The organism is Polaribacter uvawellassae (assembly GCF_039748955.1).
GTDB classification, from domain to species: domain Bacteria; phylum Bacteroidota; class Bacteroidia; order Flavobacteriales; family Flavobacteriaceae; genus Polaribacter; species Polaribacter uvawellassae.
In genome coordinates this window covers 38,591-58,002 of the sequence record NZ_JBDIZN010000008.1, presented here as the reverse complement: position 1 = coordinate 58,002, position 19,412 = coordinate 38,591, and the positions used below count along the sequence as shown (strand labels likewise).

At 29.7% G+C, this 19,412-nt stretch carries 13 protein-coding genes; 8 read left to right on the top strand and 5 right to left on the bottom strand.

The window, feature by feature from the left end:
* Positions 1-15: 15 nt before the first annotated feature.
* Entirely contained in the window at positions 16-2,631 is a 2,616-nt protein-coding gene (gene alaS, locus ABDX67_RS13095) for an alanine--tRNA ligase (protein WP_347175492.1), read from the bottom strand.
* A gap of 212 nt (positions 2,632-2,843) precedes the next feature.
* Between alaS and ABDX67_RS13090 the strand changes: the two genes are divergently transcribed.
* Genes ABDX67_RS13090 through ABDX67_RS13065 form a run of 6 tightly spaced genes read left to right on the top strand, consistent with a single transcriptional unit; the run spans position 2,844 to position 6,877 of the window.
* Entirely contained in the window at positions 2,844-3,815 is a 972-nt protein-coding gene (locus ABDX67_RS13090; RefSeq protein WP_347175491.1) for a M23 family metallopeptidase, read from the top strand.
* Positions 3,815-4,144: a MerR family transcriptional regulator gene (locus tag ABDX67_RS13085; RefSeq protein ID WP_347175490.1), complete on the top strand. Its 330-nt coding sequence runs from the start codon at positions 3,815-3,817 to the stop codon at positions 4,142-4,144. Before ABDX67_RS13090 ends, ABDX67_RS13085 begins: the two co-directional genes overlap by 1 nt.
* A gap of 18 nt (positions 4,145-4,162) precedes the next feature.
* Entirely contained in the window at positions 4,163-4,768 is a 606-nt protein-coding gene (locus ABDX67_RS13080; protein ID WP_347175489.1) for a LemA family protein, read from the top strand.
* Positions 4,768-5,205, top strand: a complete 438-nt coding sequence (locus tag ABDX67_RS13075) for a TPM domain-containing protein (RefSeq protein ID WP_347175488.1) — start codon at positions 4,768-4,770, stop codon at positions 5,203-5,205. Before ABDX67_RS13080 ends, ABDX67_RS13075 begins: the two co-directional genes overlap by 1 nt.
* Positions 5,202-6,029, top strand: a complete 828-nt coding sequence (locus ABDX67_RS13070; RefSeq protein ID WP_347175487.1) for a TPM domain-containing protein — start codon at positions 5,202-5,204, stop codon at positions 6,027-6,029. Before ABDX67_RS13075 ends, ABDX67_RS13070 begins: the two co-directional genes overlap by 4 nt.
* Positions 6,030-6,040: 11 nt before the next feature.
* Positions 6,041-6,877, top strand: coding sequence for a hypothetical protein (locus ABDX67_RS13065; protein ID WP_347175486.1), 837 nt, complete (start codon positions 6,041-6,043; stop codon positions 6,875-6,877).
* On the opposite strand, the gene ABDX67_RS13060 is transcribed toward ABDX67_RS13065, so the two are convergent.
* Positions 6,860-10,543: a metallophosphoesterase gene (locus ABDX67_RS13060; RefSeq protein WP_347175485.1), complete on the bottom strand. Its 3,684-nt coding sequence runs from the start codon at positions 10,541-10,543 to the stop codon at positions 6,860-6,862. The genes ABDX67_RS13065 and ABDX67_RS13060 overlap by 18 nt on opposite strands.
* Before the next feature lie 35 nt (positions 10,544-10,578).
* On the opposite strand from ABDX67_RS13060, the gene ABDX67_RS13055 reads away from it, so the two are divergent.
* Entirely contained in the window at positions 10,579-11,787 is a 1,209-nt protein-coding gene (locus tag ABDX67_RS13055; protein WP_347175484.1) for a Pycsar system effector family protein, read from the top strand.
* 2 nt (positions 11,788-11,789) lie between these two features.
* On the opposite strand, the gene ABDX67_RS13050 is transcribed toward ABDX67_RS13055, so the two are convergent.
* From ABDX67_RS13050 to der, 3 genes are all read right to left on the bottom strand, one after another.
* Positions 11,790-14,168: a GAF domain-containing protein gene (locus ABDX67_RS13050; protein WP_347175483.1), complete on the bottom strand. Its 2,379-nt coding sequence runs from the start codon at positions 14,166-14,168 to the stop codon at positions 11,790-11,792.
* An 81-nt stretch (positions 14,169-14,249) separates the two neighbouring features.
* Complete coding sequence (locus tag ABDX67_RS13045) at positions 14,250-17,042, bottom strand: outer membrane beta-barrel protein (protein WP_347175482.1); 2,793 nt, start codon at positions 17,040-17,042, stop codon at positions 14,250-14,252.
* A gap of 244 nt (positions 17,043-17,286) precedes the next feature.
* Positions 17,287-18,600 carry a ribosome biogenesis GTPase Der gene (der, locus tag ABDX67_RS13040; RefSeq protein ID WP_347175480.1) on the bottom strand — a complete coding sequence of 438 codons (1,314 nt, stop codon included), beginning with the start codon at positions 18,598-18,600 and terminating at the stop codon, positions 17,287-17,289.
* 79 nt (positions 18,601-18,679) lie between these two features.
* On the opposite strand from der, the gene ABDX67_RS13035 reads away from it, so the two are divergent.
* Positions 18,680-19,411, top strand: a complete 732-nt coding sequence (locus tag ABDX67_RS13035; protein ID WP_347175479.1) for an SIMPL domain-containing protein — start codon at positions 18,680-18,682, stop codon at positions 19,409-19,411.
* Position 19,412 lies beyond the last annotated feature (1 nt).

Sequence of the window (19,412 nt, the reverse complement as noted above, 5' to 3'; positions counted from 1 at the left end):
ACACTTTGCAATTTTCTACAAAATATACTCTTTTGCTTTTTCGATTGCTTCTTTAATTCCTCCAGGATTTTTTCCTCCAGCAGTTGCAAAGAAAGGTTGACCACCACCGCCACCTTGAATGTATTTTCCTAATTCTCTAACAATTGTGCCAGCATTTAAGTTTTTACTTTCAACAATTTCTTTAGAAACATAACAGGTTAAAATTGCTTTTCCGTTGTTTTTAGAACCGAAAACTAAAAACAAGTTTTGGTGTTTTTTTCCTAAATCAAATGCTAAATTTTTAATTCCGTTTGCATCTAAATCAACTTCTGTTGCTAAAAATTGTACTTCATTTATTTCTTCTAATTGATTTTCTAAATCGCCAATTAAATTCTTCGCTTTGTCTTTTAATAAAAGCTCTATTTCTTTCTTTAAAACAGCATTTTCTTCTTGTAAACTTTGCAATGCTTTTACAGGTTCTTTTGCATTATTTAATAAGTCTTTCATCTCAAAATACGCTTTGTTATTTTCAGAATAGAAATCTTTTACTGCATCATTTGTAATGGCTTCAATTCTCCTGATTCCAGCAGCAACTGCGCTTTCAGATTTAATTTTAAAATGCCAAATATCTGACGTATTTTTTACATGCGTTCCTCCACATAACTCTATAGATTGACCAAACCGAATTGCTCTAACTTCATCGCCATATTTTTCTCCAAACAACGCCATTGCGCCTTCGTCAATTGCTTGTTGCATTGGTATATTTCTTTTTTCTTGTAAAGGTAATTTACCTGCAATTCTTCTGTTTACAAAGTTTTCTACATCTGTTAATTGCTCTGCTGTTAATTTTGAGAAATGAGAAAAATCGAAACGTAAATATTTTGAGTGAACAGCAGAACCTTTTTGTTCTACGTGTGTTCCTAAAACCTCTCTTAACGCTTGATGTAATAAATGTGTTGCCGTATGATTACATTCTGTTCTATAACGTTGTTTTTTATCTACAACAGCTTTTAAAGTTTCGTTTAAATGCTTTGGTAAGTTTTTAGAAAAATGAATAATTACATTGCTTTCTTTTTTTGTATCCAAAATATAGACAACATCTCCGTAAGAATCTTCTAAATAACCTTTATCACCAACTTGTCCACCGCCTTCTGGGTAAAATGGAGTTTTATCAAAAACCAATTGATACATTTCTCCGTCTTTTTTAGAAACTACTTTTCTATATCTTGTTAGTTTTACGGATGCTTCTAAAGTATCATAACCAACAAATTCTTCGGGTGCATCTTCTAATATAATTGTCCAATCTTCTGTAGAAGTTTCACTTGCTGCTCTTGATCTATTTTTTTGTTTTTGTAATTCTTCATTAAAGCCTTTCTCGTCTAAAGAATATCCTTTTTCTGATAAAATTAAAGCAGTTAAATCTACTGGAAACCCAAAAGTATCGTACAATTCAAAAGCTTTCTCTCCAGAAATTGTTGATGTTTTTGATGCTGAAATAATTCCGTCTAATAAAACCAAACCTTGATCTAAAGTTCTTAAAAAAGAAGCTTCTTCTTCTTTAATTACATTTTCGATTAATTGTTTTTGCGAAATTAATTCTGGGAAAGCAGTTCCCATTCTTTTAGATAAAACGTCAACCAATCTATAAATAAAAGGCTCTTTTTTATCTAAAAAAGTAAATCCATAACGAACAGCTCTTCTTAAAATCCTTCGAATCACATAACCAGCTCCGGTATTACTTGGTAATTGACCGTCGGCAATAGAAAAAGCAACAGCTCTTACATGATCTATAATAACACGAATTGCAATGTCAGTTTTTTCGTCATTTCCGTAATCAGCACTTGTAATTGCTTCTACTTCTCTAATTAATGGTGTAAAAACATCTGTGTCGTAATTAGATTTTACATCTTGTAAAACCATACACAAACGCTCAAAACCCATTCCTGTATCAATATGTTTTGATGGTAATTCTTCTAAAGTTCCGTTTGCTTTACGATTGTATTGCATAAAAACCAAGTTCCAGATTTCTACAACCTGCGGATGATCCATGTTGATCAACGTTTTACCGTCAACTTTAGCTTTTTCTTCTGGAGATCTAATATCTACGTGAATCTCTGAACACGGACCGCACGGACCTTGTTCTCCCATTTCCCAGAAATTATCTTTTTTATTTCCCATCAAAATACGATCTTCTGGAATAATTTCTTTCCAGTAATCGTATGCTTCTTGATCTAAATCTAATTTGTCTGCATCTTCACTTCCTTCAAAAACAGTTACATATAAGATGCTTTTATCAATTTTGTAAACTTCGGTTAACAATTCCCAAGCCCAAGCAATAGCTTCTTTTTTAAAGTAATCACCAAAACTCCAGTTTCCAAGCATTTCAAACATGGTATGATGATAGGTGTCATAACCAACTTCTTCTAAATCGTTGTGTTTTCCAGAAACACGTAAACATTTTTGAGAATCAGAAATACGATTGTTTTTTGGTATTGCATTTCCTAAGAAATATTCTTTAAATGGCGCCATGCCAGAATTGGTAAACATCAATGTTGGGTCGTCTTTTAAAACCATTGGTGCAGAAGGCACAATGCTGTGGTTTTTTTCTTTAAAAAAATTTAAAAAAGTAGCTCTAACGTCTTGCGATTTCATCTATAATAATTTCAATCAATAATAATTATGTAACATTTTGTAAAGTTTACCTACTAATAGATACTAATGCATAATGTTTTGCTCTTAAAAGTTAATTTACCTTTAAATAAAAACTATAAAAAAGGCAGTTGTAAAACATTTTGTAAATTTGCATGTTTTCTAACTATAAATTTTACAATTAAAGAGAACACAAAAATAGTACATTTAAGATTATGGCAAAGGTAAAATATTATTACGACGCAGATACTTTATCGTACAGAAAGATTGAGCGAGATAAAAAAAGCATCTATAAGAAGATTAGCTTTATTATGTTAGCTGTTGTTTTGGTAGCATTTTTTGGGTTTATTGGCTTTAGTCAGTTTTTAATGTCACCAAATGAAAGAGCCCAGAAAAGAGAGTTTGAAAACTTACAATTACATTACGAGCTGCTTAGTAAACGAATAGAAGAAAGTAGTAAAGTGTTATCGGAGTTACAAGAAAGAGATAATACAATTTATAGAGTTTATTTTGAAGCAAATCCAATTCCAGAAGAACAACGAAAAGCTGGTTTTGGTGGTGTAAATAGATATCAATATTTAGACGGATTCGATAACTCTTCAATGATTAAAAGAGCAACAAAAGAGTTGGATATTTTATCTAAACAATTAGTTGTGCAATCTAAATCGTTAGATGAAATTGTAAGATTGGCTAAAAACAAAGAAGAAATGTTGGCGTCAATTCCGGCAATTCAACCTTTAGCAAATAAAGATTTAAAAAGGATGGCTTCAGGTTATGGATATCGAGTACATCCAATTTATAAAACCAGAAAATTTCATTGGGGAATGGATTTTTCCGCTCCAAAAGGAACACCAGTTTATGCAACCGGAAATGGTGTTGTGCAAAAAGCTGTTAGAACTAGAAGTGCTTTAGGAAATTATGTTAAAGTAGATCATGGTTTTGGATATGTAACTGTATACGGACATATGGAAAGATATGTTGTTCGTAAAAATCAAAAAGTAAAAAGAGGAGATTTAATTGGGTATGTTGGTACTTCAGGAATTTCTACAGCTCCGCATTTACACTACGAAGTTCATAAAGGAAATAGAAAAATGAATCCTGTTTACTATTACTTTAATGATTTAACTCCAGAAGAATACGACAGAATGTTAGAATTAGCTTCAAGAGAAAATCAATCTTTAGATTAATGCACATCAATTTACCAGAAAAAAGGTATTATAAAATTGGCGAAGTTGCCAAAGCCTTTGAAGTAAATACATCCTTAATTCGTTTTTGGGAAAAAGAGTTTGATGTGATCAAACCTAAAAAAAACGCAAAAGGAAATCGGTTATTTACTCAAGAAGATATTGCCAATTTTAAACTTATTTTTAATTTAGTAAAAGAACGTGGTTTTACATTAGAAGGTGCAAAACAAAAATTAAAAAACAATCCAGAAAGCACCATAAATAACCATGAAATTATCAGCAGATTAGAAAAAGTAAAAGCAGAATTAAACAAGATAAAAAGTCAATTATAAATATTAAAAAATACAATTATGAAAAAATGGTTACCACTTATAATTATTGGAGTTTTAATTTTCGCATTAGTTAGATGGGGAATTGGAATGAACAATACAATGATAGATATGAAAGGGAAAGCTGAAATATCTTGGGCAAATGTTGAGAGTTCTTATCAACGTAGAAATGATTTAATCGGAAATTTAGTTAAAACCGTTCAAGGTGCAGCAGATTTTGAAAAGAACACGCTAACAGAAGTAATTAATGCAAGAGCAAAAGCAACTTCTACTACAATTGATGCAGGGAATTTAACGCCAGAAAAAATGGCTGCTTTTCAACAAGCACAAGCAGGTTTAAGTAGCGCGTTGTCTAAGTTAATGGTTGTTGTAGAGCGTTACCCAGATTTAAAAGCAAATCAAAACTTTTTACAATTACAAAATCAGTTAGAAGGAACAGAAAACAGAATTAATGTAGAAAGAAACAGGTTTAATACTTCTGCGGGAGCTTACAATATCTATATTAAAAAAATTCCACGTAATATAATTGCAAACATTGCAGGTTTTGAAGCAATGAGTTTATATGCTTCAGATAAAGGAGCAGAAAATGCGCCAGATGTAAATTTTGATTTTAACAAAAAACAATAATGCCAAAAGCACACTTATTTTTATCTGAATTTGACGAGAAGGAAGTCATAAACGCCATACAAAAAGCAGAATTGAACACTTCTGGAGAGATTAGAATCCACATAGAAGGAAAAGCGACTAAAGATACTTACGAAAGAGCTTTAGAGGTTTTTAACGAATTAAAAATGCATCAAACAGAACAAAGAAATGGTGTGTTGATTTATGTAGCAACAGAAGATCAAAAATTTGTGATTTATGGCGATGAAGGAATAAATAATGTTGTTGCTGATGATTTTTGGGATTGTACAAGAGATACTATTGCTGAACATTTTAAAAAAGGAAATTTTAAAAACGGAATTGTTGCAGGGATTTTAAGTGCTGGAATTCAATTAAAACAATTTTTCCCTTGGCAAACTGATGATGAAAACGAATTGTCTAACGAAATTTCTAAAGGATGATTGGAAAACAGTTTTCAGTTGGCAGTAAACAATTAACAATTACTAAATATTTGTTTTTTGTTGGATTTTTATTGATTCAATCTGCGTTTGGACAATATAAAATTCCGGAGAAACCAAAATTACAAACCAGTGTTTATGATTATATTGAGTTGCTTTCTCCAAGTCAAAAAACCAATCTTGAACATAAATTAATTCGATATTCAGATTCAACTTCAACACAAATTGTTGTTGCAATTATTTCAAAAACAGAAGGAGAAGATGTTGGGTTTTTAGCAACAAACTGGGCTCATAAATGGGGAATTGGACAAAAAGGTAAGGATAACGGAATATTTATTTTAGTTGCAAAAGACGATAGAAGATTAAGTATTCAAACAGGTTACGGTGTTGAACATTTAATGACTGATTATATTACAACAGATATTCGAGTAAACATTATTACTCCAGAGTTTAAAAAAGGCAATTATTATGCTGGTTTAGACAAAGGATCTGATGCAATTTTTAAAGTTTTAAAAGGAGAGTTTAAAGGAAGTAGAAAATCTAAAAAGAAAACAGATTCAAGTTTCTTTAGAATGATACCGATTATCTTTTTCATTATTTTATTCATCATCCTTTCTAATAAAAACAATCGTGGTGGCGGAAAAGGAGGAAAGCGTAAAAGTGGTTTCTCTGTTTTAGATGCTATCATTTTAAGCAGTGCTGGAAGAGGTTTTGGTGGTGGCGGAGGAAGTTTTGGAGGTTCATCGGGCGGAAGCTTTGGCGGAGGTTTTGGTGGTGGATTCGGCGGTGGCGGATTTGGCGGTGGAGGTTCTTCTGGAGGTTGGTAAACTTACAAAAGATGAAAAAAACAATTCTATATAGTATTCTTTTTCTTTTTTATTCTTGTACTAATTATGGGCAATTAACCTTAGTTTCTCAATTATCATCTTCGTTAAAAGAAGTTTCTGGGAACGAAATGATTGTGAATTCTAATTTGATTTGGATGCTAAATGATTCTGGAAATACCTCAGAAATTTTTGGTGTAAATCAGCAAGGAAAACTCACTAAAGTTATAAAAATAGAAGCTGTAAATAATGATTGGGAGGATTTAACTTCTGATGAAAAAGGAAACCTATATATTGGTGACTTTGGAAATAACAACCTAAAAAGAGAAAATCTACGTATTTTAAAAATTACAAATCAAGATTTGTTAAATGGTGAAAATGCAGCTGTTGAAAGCATCGAATTTGAATATCCACAAGTTGAAAAAAAGAAAAATTCTTTTGATGCAGAAGCTTTTTTTTACTTTCAAAACTATTTTTACATTTTCACAAAAAGCAGAAAAAAGAAAAACTTAGGAAGCACATTATTGTTTAAAGTTCCTAATAAAAAAGGAAAACACATTGCAGAATTTATTTCTAAATATGAATTTTGTAATGCTTCAGAATGTAGAATTACTGCTGCAGATATTTCTAAAAACGGAAAACAGGTAGCTTTATTAAATCACGCATCAGTTTTTATAATAACCACTTTTAATGGAGATGATTTTTTCTCTGGTGAACTAAAAGAAATTCCACTAGAACATACTTCTCAAAAAGAAGGAATTAACTTTAAAGATGAAAACACTTTGTTTATTACTGATGAAAGAGTTAAAAAAATTGGAGGAAATTTATACAGTTTAAAAATTAAACCCTAAAGAGAATGCAATTCTTGCATTTTCTGTTCCTTTAAATACACCAATATTAGCAGAAATCATATCCGCGCCATTTAAGAAAATTCCACCACCAAAATTAGTATTCCAAATTGCAGAAACATCATTTTCTAACCAAACTCTTCCATAGTCAAAACCAGAATATATTCCAATATGTAAAGGTAATAAACCTGTTTTTATTTTGCGTAAATTTAAGCGAATATCAGAATTTTGATAAAAAGAGTTTTTACCAGTAAAACGTTGATTTCTGTAACCTCGTAAACCATCATTAGCACCAATTGATGCTGCTTGATAAAACTCAAATCCGTTGCCAAAATTTAAATGACTTTTTACTTTTGTTGCAAAAACTAATTGTCCGCTAGGAATTAATTTATAATCAAAACTCAACGACGGAATAAAATAACTAAAGTTAGCTTTTGTAGTTGTGTTAGAAGTATAACCAATAGTGAAATCAGCTTTCATTCCTAAAGTAGGAAACGCTTTGTTATCTTGATTTTCAAAATTGTAATGTGCTTCCGCGCCCCAAAAAGTATTCTTATTTGCTAAAGCAGTTGTGGCAATAAATCTTCCAGCAGTTTTTTCTACACTAATAGATTTATAATTCAATCCAATTCTAAAATTACCACCTAATTCTCCACGCCAAATTAAGTAAGGAGAAAATTGTGCTTTTCTAATTTTTACTCTGTTATAATCTTCATCAAAAGTATTTTCATCTATAAAATATGGATTGGTAGTTTCGTTTCCAAACCCAAAGAAATTGACACTGTAATTTGGACTTGTAAATGTAGCTTCTAAACCGAGATTCCAATTTTTAATCACATTTGCAAACTCACTTTTTAGTGTAATATCAAATCCATTTGTTGCAAAAAAATAAGAACCAGCAATGGTGTGTTGAGAAGTAAACGGATTTCTTTCAAAACCAAAATTGGTAAAAGTGGTAGCCAAACCAATATTAACTCCATCATCTGGGTTCATGCCAACTGTAGGAAACATTTCTGTTGTATTGTATTTTAACTTTTTATAATCGTACACATTAATGTTGTACTTGTCCGTTAATTTTCGAATCCCTTTATTGGTTTTAAAGGTGTTTTTCTTCGATTTGTAATCGTAAATTGTGAGTTTATTTCCGTTTGTAATATTGTAAATATCATTGTTTTGTCCGCCTATAATTCGCACTTTTATCGCATTTGATTTTTCTCCAAATACATGAAACTCATCTTCATCATCTAAACCATAAATCCAGATTTCTTTGGTTAATTTTTTTCTGTATTTTTTCTGATGGAAAAGTTCTCCTTTTTTGCCGCCTATAATCCTGTAAGTTCTAACTTCTGTACTACCATTTTTGAATCTTTCAACTTCAAATAAATCGTCTTTATCGGTTCCTTTAATTATCGAAAACATATTGATGTATTTAAAATATTCGTCAGAAATTTTTTGGAGATTTTGAATTCTTCCTTTTAGTTTTCTTTTAATATCTGTAATTGTTTGATCTGTTACCTCTTTTGGGAAATAAGTAAAAGCTTCTTCGATAACAGCATCTGTTATGTTTTTTTGAATATAAGCAACTTGATTATCCCAAGAACTTTTTGTTGCTTGATTTATCAATGCAATATCCAAAGGATATGGTTCTAAATTAAACCATTTTGTATTTGCTATTTCATCATCGAAAGATTGCATTAAGCGCAAAGCAGGAATCGTTTTAGTAACAATATTTAACAGAAAACCATCTGCCATAATAGAAAAAACTTGATCTCTATCTCTTGGAAAAGGTTTGTACAAAGTGGTTTCTCCATCCTCAAATTCAGCCCAACGCCATTGATCTTCGTGCCTGTCCCAATCGCCTAACAGCATATCAAACAAACGCGCTTTTATATACGCGTCTTCATCAATTTTAGAATTGGTGTTTTTGGTAATTTTTTTTAATAAATCGTTTGTACTAATTACTTTATTTGAGAATCCAAAATTTGGTTTTTCTCCATGTCCAGAAGCTGCTCGTTCTTCAATCATGTACAATTCATCACCAAATTCATTATTAAAATGACCCAAAGCATTTTGTTTTGGAACATAGAAAAGTTGAGGTTTTGAATGTAAAACATCAATAGCTTTTGCCATTGTGCCAACGGTAAAAGGAGCATAAGGATGAGATCCAGTAAAAACATCTAATAACAACTCTTCTGAAAGTGTATCATCAAACTGACTTTCTACATATTGGTTTTTAAAAGCAACAGCTTGTAAATATTGAGTAGCACTTTTTCTTAACGCTCGCATTACATATTCTTTTCCGTCTTTATCTTCTAATCGCAAAGATTTAGATTGATGTCCGCCACCTTTTCTAACAGGTTTTAAACCGCCAAAAAGTGTGTCTAGATTTACATTTTTAGCAGCAACTTTTGTTCCGTAATACTTTCTGTAGCGTTCTCCCCAAACAGCTGTGTAGAATTTTCCTTTTGTAACTTCTTTTTCTGTATAAATTGATGCAGAAGTATATTGATTCTGATTTTTAGTAAAAGTAAAATCGGTTTTAGGATTGTTTGGTTTTAATACTTGTGTTTGATACACAATTTTATTCTTTTCTGAAGCAATAAATGTAATATAAGAAGAACCGTCTTTTAAGATATCTAATTTTGCATAACCTGGCGCTCCGTAAGAGAATAATCCTTTGCCAACATTTCTTGTTGCTGAAATTTTAGAACCAGAACCACTTATAATTTGTGGTAAATTATCTTGTTTTAAATACTGTAAAGTATGTTCGTGCCCAGCAACTAAAATTACTTTTTCGTTTTCTTGAGATAGTGTTACAATTCTGTTTTTAAACTCTAAATATCTTTTATTTTGTAAGTCTGTATTACTAACTCCGCTTGTTTTTCTAACTAAGTTGATAAGTGTACCAAAGATTGGTATAGGAATAGAACCACCAATCGGAAATAGTTGTTGTTTTAATGAGAATTGACCGCCATGTGGACCATTTGTAAACATTGGATGATGCATGGCAACAATTGTAGTTTTTCCTCGTGCTTTTTTAATTAAACTTTCAAATTCATCAAAAAATCTTGTTCTTGTTTTTATTTCGCAATTGTCATTTATTGTTGGATGATTATCCCAATTAGTTAAAAACCATTCGCTATCAATGGTAATTAAAACGATGTCATCAGAGATATTTACTTTGTCAATCGGACAACCATTTTTAGGTAAAAATGAATCTTTTCCTAATTTTTTTTCTATATATTTTTCTTGTCTTTCTAATCCTTTTAATCCGTTAGAATACCAATCGTGATTCCCTGGAATAAAAATTGTATTTCCTCTGAAATCGTTAGCAACATTGGTTTGTATGTTTAATTGATGCTCAGCAAAAACTCTTTGTTTATGTTCTTTTTTTGGCATTCCTGCCGGATAAATATTATCTCCCAAGAACAATAACGTACTGTTTTTTGATGCAGTTTGTAACTCAGTTTTTAACCTTTTTAAAGTAGTTGTTTCTGAACCAATTGGAGAATTTCCTCCATCGCCAAGTAAGTAAAAAGAATGTACTACGTCTTCTTTAGAAAAATTAGTTGAAGTTGGATTTGATTTTTTATATTGTGGAAGGTATGTTGCACAATTACTTAGTAGAAGTAAACAAATAATTAAGCTATAATACTTTGGACTGTTCATCTAATTTTTTTTACATTAGTAAAAATAATTCTTTTATGGAGACTTTATTGCTGAATGCCGAAAAATATGTTTTTTCATTATTAACGAAAGAGTTAAGTAGTGATTATTTTTACCATAATTTAAATCACACTCAAAGAGTCGTAAATGCAACTAAAGAATTACTTGTAGCAGAAAACATTTCAGAAGTTGATGCAAATCTTTTGTTGTTAGCCGCTTGGTTTCACGATGTTGGTTATATAAAAGGAACCGAAAATCATGAAGAATCAAGTGTTAGAATTGCAACTAATTTTTTGCAAGAATATAATATTGATGATAGCATAATTAATGATGTAAATCGATTAATTAGAGCAACTAAAATTGATGCTGAAGCAGATGATATTTTAGAAAAAATTATTAAAGATGCTGATTGTGTGCATTTAGGTAAAAAGAGTTTTTCTGATATTAGCGATTTACTAAAAGAGGAGTTAAATAAAGTTTGTAATAAAAGCTTTTCTGACTCCGAATGGATTCAAGAAAATATTACTTTTTTAACAAGTAAACATTATTACTTGACCAATTATGCGCAACAAAATTGGCAAGAAGGAAAAGATAAAAATTTAGCACAACTTTTTAAAAATCAAAGAAAAGTAGTACAAGTAGATCAAAAGAATTCCATTAAAAAAGAAGCATTAAAAATTAAAAAACAAAAAGCTAAAACTCCAGAACGCGGAATCGAAACCATGTTTAGAGTTACGTTAAGAAACCATATTACGCTTAGCGATATCGCAGATACAAAAGCAAATATTTTACTTTCTGTAAATGCTATTATTATTTCATTAGCACTTTCTAGTTTGTTACCAAAGTTAGACAATCCATCAAATCAATATTTAATTGCTCCGACCATTGTTTTTGTAATTTTTACAATTACTTCTATCATTTTATCTGTTTTAGCAACTAGGCCAAATGTTACTGAAGGTAAGTTTTCTAAAAAAGATGTTGAAGACAAAAAGGTAAACTTATTGTTCTTTGGAAACTTTCATAAAATGAGCTTAAAAGATTTTGAGTGGGCAATGGGAGAATTGATGAAAGACAAAGATTATTTATACAATTCTATGACCAAAGATTTATACTTTTTAGGAAAAGTACTTGATAGAAAATATAAGTTGTTAAGAGTAACTTATATGGTTTTTATGGTTGGTATAATTGTTTCTGTTTTGTGTTTCGGAATTGCTTTTAAAATTAAAGAAACAGGAGTTTTGTTTTAGAATTAACTTCTTAATTCCTCTATTAAGTCATTTAAAGAAATAACTTCTTTATTAGGATTGTAAATTACTTCTGCTCGTAATGCTTTTAAGCCAGAAACACCTTGTAAATCCTCAATTTCTAATTTCTCTAATTTACCTAAATACTTTTTAGATTGTAAAAAGTGGATGTATTTTAAATACTCTTTAGCATCGCTTTCTTGAGAATAAACGATGGCTATTTTTCCAGGAACTGTGATGCGTTCCGTAGTATTTTTTATATGCGCTTTATCAATTCTTTTCTTAATAATTTCATATCTAATATTGTAAGCGCCATCTACATCAAATTGTTTTTCATCCATTCTAAATTTAATAGATAGCGGATTGCTATGTACTAAAATTAAAGAAGCAACTCTTAAATCGTGATTCATTTCTTCACGAGCTTTAAAAGCAATATTTTCTAGCTCAAACATGGTTTGTAATTGCCATAAACGCAAGTTGTATAAATACAAATTATCAAACGGTTTTTTATCTGTCAAAGAACCACCAATGTACATGTTGTATTCTACTCCATCAGTTTTGTAACGCTCAAAATAATGAGGAAACATCAGTTGTGCTTCTTCTTGTTTTTGATCTAAAAAAGCAGCAAGTTTGTTGTTTAAAAGTGTAACACTGCCTTCGTAATCTTTACGTTTTTCATAAACTACATGTAAATCTTTATCCAACCTGTTCATATACACAGAAACATGATCGTTTAATGTGATATTTAATTTTTTAATATGGTTGAAAACAGGATAAATATCTCGCTTTAAAAAATCGATAATTGCAATTTCATCTCCAGCTTTTAAACCTTTGTTGATGTTTTGTAAGTACTCTTTTACTCTAAAAATAAGTTCTTCGTAAATAGGTAATCTTTCTACTTTGTATGCTTCATTTAAAACATTTATAGCCAAAGATAACTGTAATGTTAAATCTTCTTTAATGGCAATATTTCTAGCAATTGACGAACCTTTTATATCACTTTGACCAAATAACGGATAAACATCTTTAAAGATAATTTCGTCAAGTTTAATATTTTTTTCTTGTCTTGTAGTTTGTAAAATATACTTATCAGCTGCAGCTTTAAACCTCCATTTTACTGTTGGATGAATAGTTGTATAATGTTCTTGAATTAATGCTTCAACTGTATTTTGATATTCATCTGAAGCTCTTTTTACAGCAACTTCAAAAACAGGAATAATGTCTTTTAACTTGTTTAAGTTTACAGAATTTAATTCAAAAGGTCTTGGCGAAGCAATTTCTAACAAAGCCAAATCATTGTTTTCTGTTGCTTTAATTGGTATTAAAGTAATACTTTGAATGCCTTGTTTTTTTAAATTTTGATAAAATGGATTCTTATTAGTTTGTCTGCCATATTTTTCTACATCAGAAATACTAAGCGATTCTTGATTTTTAAAAACCGTTTGCATAATTCCATCACAGAAATACGAATCGCAAATAACTTCTTCAGAACTATTTAAAATAATACTATTAGATCTGTTAATAGTCGTTTCACAAATTTTAACATTTACATTGTCAAATATTGAATAGCCTAATTTTAAATCTGGAATAGTATAAAATTTACGAAGGTCTTTTTGTAATTCTGAAATTAAATTATGTCCACTTTTTAATAAATTTGTTCTAATGTTAGAGATCACTTCATCTGTTGTAACATCAAACAGATTCATAATTCCAAAACCTTTGTAGATATAACTATTTAGAGGAAATTTCTCTTTCCAAATATCAATATTGTCAAAATTATTTATTAAAATTATGTAGTCTTCTTCAGTAATTTTTGGTGCATTTTCAGTAGCAATTACTTCACCAAAATCATTATTAAAAGCAGCTCTGTAATGTTTTAAACATCCAGATTTTAAATCTGGAATGTCAAAAATAAATGGTCTTTTTAAATCTACATGATATCCATAAACTGATCCTAAAATCATGGTACATGCATAAATGTATAATAAATCGTCTTCAAAATTTCGAATCTTAACTTCAAAATCAGTTCCTGCATTTTTTATAATGTTGTCAAAACGAGTTGTAAACTTAAAAGAAGTAAAAGTGAATGGTATTGTTGCCGATTTAATTTCGTTCAATAAAAGTGGTTCTGGAAAAAGCGGATTTAGTAATAAATCAATATTTTTTTTATGAGTATCAAATAAAGTAAAATCAGAAAAACCATCAATTAAAGCTGGAGTTTTTGCAATTTCAGCAACCATGTTTTTTGCCGCTAAATGATTTGGATGCTCTTTATATTCGTCTTTTGAATATTTTTTATACATCAAAAACACCTTTTCAAAACTCACAGAAATCTGTAAAGGCAACTCTATAGATTCATTATTATTTGTACGCTTAATTTTCATAAATGATACTTACTTTGGATTAACAAAAGTACGAAATGTTAACTTGTAGTCGAGTAATTATAAAAACCTTGCATTTAGAAGTTAAAACATAAAAAACGGATCCTTACCAGCTTCACCTTTTTTGCCTAAGCTATTAAACTTCCAACTAAAACTCAACATAAAATATTGTTGTAAAACGGTGCTTTGTCTATCTTCAATATAGTTTGAAGTTGCAATTCTTCTAGCATTGGTATTTTGATTTAATAAATCATACACTTTTAAAGTAATTGTTCCTTTATCTTTTAGAACAGAATACGCTAGTGAAGAATTCCAAAACCAAGCACTTTTGTTAAATCCATCAGCAACATTTGGGTTGTAATTATATCTAACATTATTTTGCCATTCTAGTTTTTTATTTGATAGTGTTTTTGTGGTAATACTTAAATTATGACTAACATAATCTTGGTTTCTAAGACTGTTTGAATCGAAAGAAGTTTTGGTAAATGAAGCGCTATATCTTGGAGCAATTTGTATGATGTTTCTTAAGTCTAATGTAACTCCTAAATTAGGAGATATAATTTTTGTTTTTGAATTGCTTTTTACTCCATTAAAAAAATAGACATTTTTGGTTTCAGCAAAATAACCGCCAACTCTTATAGTTAAGGTGTTATTTATTGAATCAAGTTTAATCTTCTTATTATAATTTGCACCTAAATTAATTCTGTAATCTCCATTTACATTTTCATATGTCGTATTTCTTACCAAAGTAACTGGGTCAATAATGCTTTTTGTAACTATTTTATTTTCTGCTTTAGTTAGACCTGCATTCATATAAAAACCTGTTCCTGCTTGAAAATTAAACTTGTTTAAACTTATTGAGTATCTATGATTGTTGGTTGGCTTTAAATTCGGATTACCAGTTATGATATTTAATGGATTGTTTTCATTTACAAAAGGCTGAATTTGTGTTGCTGAAGGAATACTATTTGTAATAGAATAATTTGTATACAATTGAGCTTTAGAATCAAATCGATAACTAAACCAAGATTGTGCTTCTATAGCATTAAAATCTCTACTTAAATTTGAATTTGTGCGTAACTTGTCTTCACTTTCTATATTTCGACTTACATAACCTCCTTTAAGATTTAGTGTCCATTTTTTTTCTCGGAAAGATAACTGTAGAGAAGGCGAACTTTTGGTGGTTTTATATGTAAAATCTGTACTTAATAATGTGTTAAAGCTTGTGTAATCTTGTGTGTTATTATCAAAATCAAAAGTACTTCTTACATTTTCGCGTTTGTCTGTTGAGTATAGATAAGCAAAATCTAAAAATAGTTTTTTAGCAATTAATGGTTTTCTATATGTTAATCTAGTATCAATGCTCGAATATTCTGAGTTGTTATCACTAAACTGATTTCTCTTTTGAGTAGAAGAGTTTATAATTTCAATTTCTGAATTATTAAAATCTTCTCCATCAGTTTTGTCAATTTGATTGTCAATTGTTAAACCAATAAAAGCTCCTTTCTTTCCAAACTTTTTTGAAAAACTAATTTTATTTTTGAATTGATTAACTCTAGATTTAGTTGAATTACTACTCGTAGATTTATTTGTTAGCTGTTTATTGTCATCAAGCGTTTCTTCGTAATTTGTATTAATTCCTTCATTTTTATTTAACGTAAAAGAAGGCTTTATATTTATCATAAAAGTAGAATCCACTTTAATGTCTACTTCGGTATTAAAACTATGTGATGCATAATCATTATTACTTGTAGCATTAGAATTAGAAAAATAACTCCCGTTTGATAAAATATTTTCTCTATTACTTTTTGTGATGTTACTTGAATTACTTCCAGAATGAAAATAATCTGCATTCACTTCAATTTTTTTAGTCAATTGATCAGCAAAAGTAAAACCAGAGTTTTTAGATTTTACAATTCCTTCTCCACCACCAAAAGATCTTCCGCCAACACTAAAGTTAAAACCTCCTCCAGAAGTTACAGAAACGCTCATGCCTCCACTATTTCCAAACATTTTTTGTATTTCACCAAAACTAAATCCTGGAGAATTGATATTATTTCCTCCTAAAAGAACACTAAAACGCCTATCGTTATCAAATCGATTTACAATTGCGGCGTATTCGTAATGGTCATTTGTGCCTTTACCGGCAGCTAATCTACCAAACCAACCTTTATTATTTTCTTCTTTAATAGTAAGGTTTATCGTTTTATTATTTTGATCTCCTTTTTGATCAGTAAAAGCTTCAGACTTCGTTTTTGTATCTGTAATTTGAACTTTTTCAATAATTTCTTTGGTTAAATTTCTTGTCGCTATTGTTGGATCATTTCCAAAGAAAGGTTTTCCGTTTACAAGAATTTTATTTACAGGTTTTCCGTTTACGGTAATTTTACCTTCTTCGTCAACTTCTACGCCAGGCAGTTTTTTTAATAAATCTTCTACAGAAGCATCCTTTTTTGTTTTAAAAGATTTTACATTAAACTCTAATGTGTCTTTTTTAATTGTAATTGGAGATCTTGATTTAACAACAACTTCATCTAACAAATTATCTTGAGGTTTCATAATAATATCACCTAAGTTTAAAGACTTATTGTTGAGGATTATTTTCTTTGAATAAGTTTTTAATCCAATAAATGAAACGTATAATTTAAGTTCTTTTTGAAAAGATTTTCCTTCTAAAGAAAAGAATCCTTTATCATTAGAAATTGTATAAGAAACAACAGAGCTATCTTTAATTTTTTCTAAATGGATGGTTGCAGATTCTAATGGAGATTTGCCTTTTTCGGCTTTAATTGTCCCTGTAATTTGATAAGTAACAGATTGAGAATACATGATGCTTGTAATACAAAGCATTACAATTAGTGAGAGTATTTTTTTCATAGTAATTTTTTGAATTTAGTAATAGTTATTAAATCAAATATAACATCAATACAAATTAATAAACAAGTTACTGTAGTCTAGATTCATAAATCTAGACTCTTTTTAACGTTTATTTATTATGAATTGTTAATTTCATGTTATCTTAAAGACGAAACAAAAGTGATTGTGTCTCAAAAAACATGCCTTTATTTTAAGTTTAAACTTAAAATCTAAAAAAATAATTACTAAAAAAAATTATTGAAGTTTACTTTTGCCTAAAGTAAATGATAATTGGAACTCCAGAAAAATCGTAAATTTCTCTCATTTTATTTTCTAGAAACCTTCTATACGGATCTTTTACATACTGAGGTAGATTCGCAAAAAAGGCAAATTGCGGCGTTGGAGTTGGCAATTGCATACAGTATTTAATTTTTACAAACTTCCCTTTTATTGCTGGTGGTCCGTAGTTTTTAATTACTTCTAGCATTGTTTCATTTAGTTTGCTAGTAGGAATTCTGTTTTTTCTATTCTGAAATACTTGTACAGCAGATTCTATTGCTTTAAAAATACGTTGCTTGGTAAGTACAGAAACAAAGATAATTGGCACATCTGTAAACGGAGCAATTTCTTTTCTAATTGCAGCTTCGTAATCTCTTACAGTATTGGTTTCTTTATCTACTAAATCCCATTTATTTACTAGGATTACAATACCTTTTTTGTTTTTTTCTGCCAACCAAAAAATATTTTGATCTTGACCTTCAAAACCACGAGTTGCATCAATCATTAAAATAATAACGTCAGAATATTCAATAGTTCTAACGGCTCTCATTACAGAGTAAAATTCTAAATCTTCTTTTACTTTCGATTTTTTTCTAATTCCGGCTGTATCAACCAAATTAAAATCAAAACCAAAACGATTGTATTTTGTGTCGATAGAATCTCTTGTAGTTCCAGCAATATCGGTTACAATATTTCTTTCTTCTCCAATTAAAGCATTTATAAATGATGATTTTCCTGCATTTGGTCGTCCAACAACAGCAAATCTTGGCAATTCTTCTTTTTCTAAATCAACTTCTTCTGGTTCTGGCATTTTTTCGACTAATGCGTCTAATAATTCTCCAGTTCCACTTCCGTTTATCGATGAAATGGTATGATAATCTCCTAATCCTAAATTGTAAAATTCAACAGCATCTGCATCACGCATTGCGTTATCAACTTTATTAACTGCAGTAAAAATTGGTTTTTTTACTTTTCTCAACAATTTTGCAACTTCAGAATCCATCGGCGTAATTCCTTGCTCAACATCCACCACAAAAATAATAATATCTGCTTCGTCTAAAGCTAATTGAACTTGCTTACGGATTTCATCTTCAAAAATATCATCAGAACCAACAACATATCCACCGGTATCAATTACAGAAAATTCTTTTCCGTTCCAGTCAGATTTTCCGTAATGTCTATCTCTAGTTACACCACTAACAGAATCTACAATTGCTTCTCTACGTTGAACCAATCGATTAAATAAAGTCGATTTCCCTACATTTGGTCTTCCTACAATGGCAACAATACTATTATTCATCTAAAAAAAATATTTTTGCAAAGATACTAATTAGGGAATGATATTTGTTTAATTTTAGAGAGTTATAAATTTTACTATTATGAAAAACAATTTTACAGCCATCATTTTTTCAATTGCTATTGTTATTGCGGCATTTTTATTAGGAAATTCTATTGTAAATAGAAATAATACAGACGGAATTATTTCTGTTACCGGACTTGGAAAAGCTGATTTTAAATCAGATTTAATTGTTTGGGAAGGTTCTTTTTCTAACGAAAGTACAAACCTTAAATTGGCGTATAACAATTTAGAAAAATCAAAGAAAATAATTTCTGATTATTTGATGTCTAAAGGAATTAAAGCAAACGAATTGGTTTTTAAAGCTGTAACAAGCAGAAAAAACACAAAAGCAAATTACAATAAAGAAGGAAAATATATTGGAGAACAGTTTTTGGGTTATATTTTAACGCAATCGTTACAAGTAGATTCTAACGATGTAGAAAGAGTGGAGAAAATTTCAAGAGAAATTACAGAATTATTAAACAAAGGAATCGAGTTTTACTCGCAACCACCAAGATATTATTATACGAAATTAGCAGATTTAAAATTAGAAATGATTTCTAAAGCAACATCAGATGCTAAATTAAGAGCCGATAATATTGCTACAAATTCTGGTGGAAAACTAGGAAACCTAATCTCTGCAAAAATGGGAATCTTTCAAATTACAGGTCAAAACTCTAAAGAAGATTATTCTTGGGGCGGAACTTTTAACACAACTTCAAAATTAAAAACAGCTTCTATTACGATGAAGTTAACGTATAAAGCTGACTAAA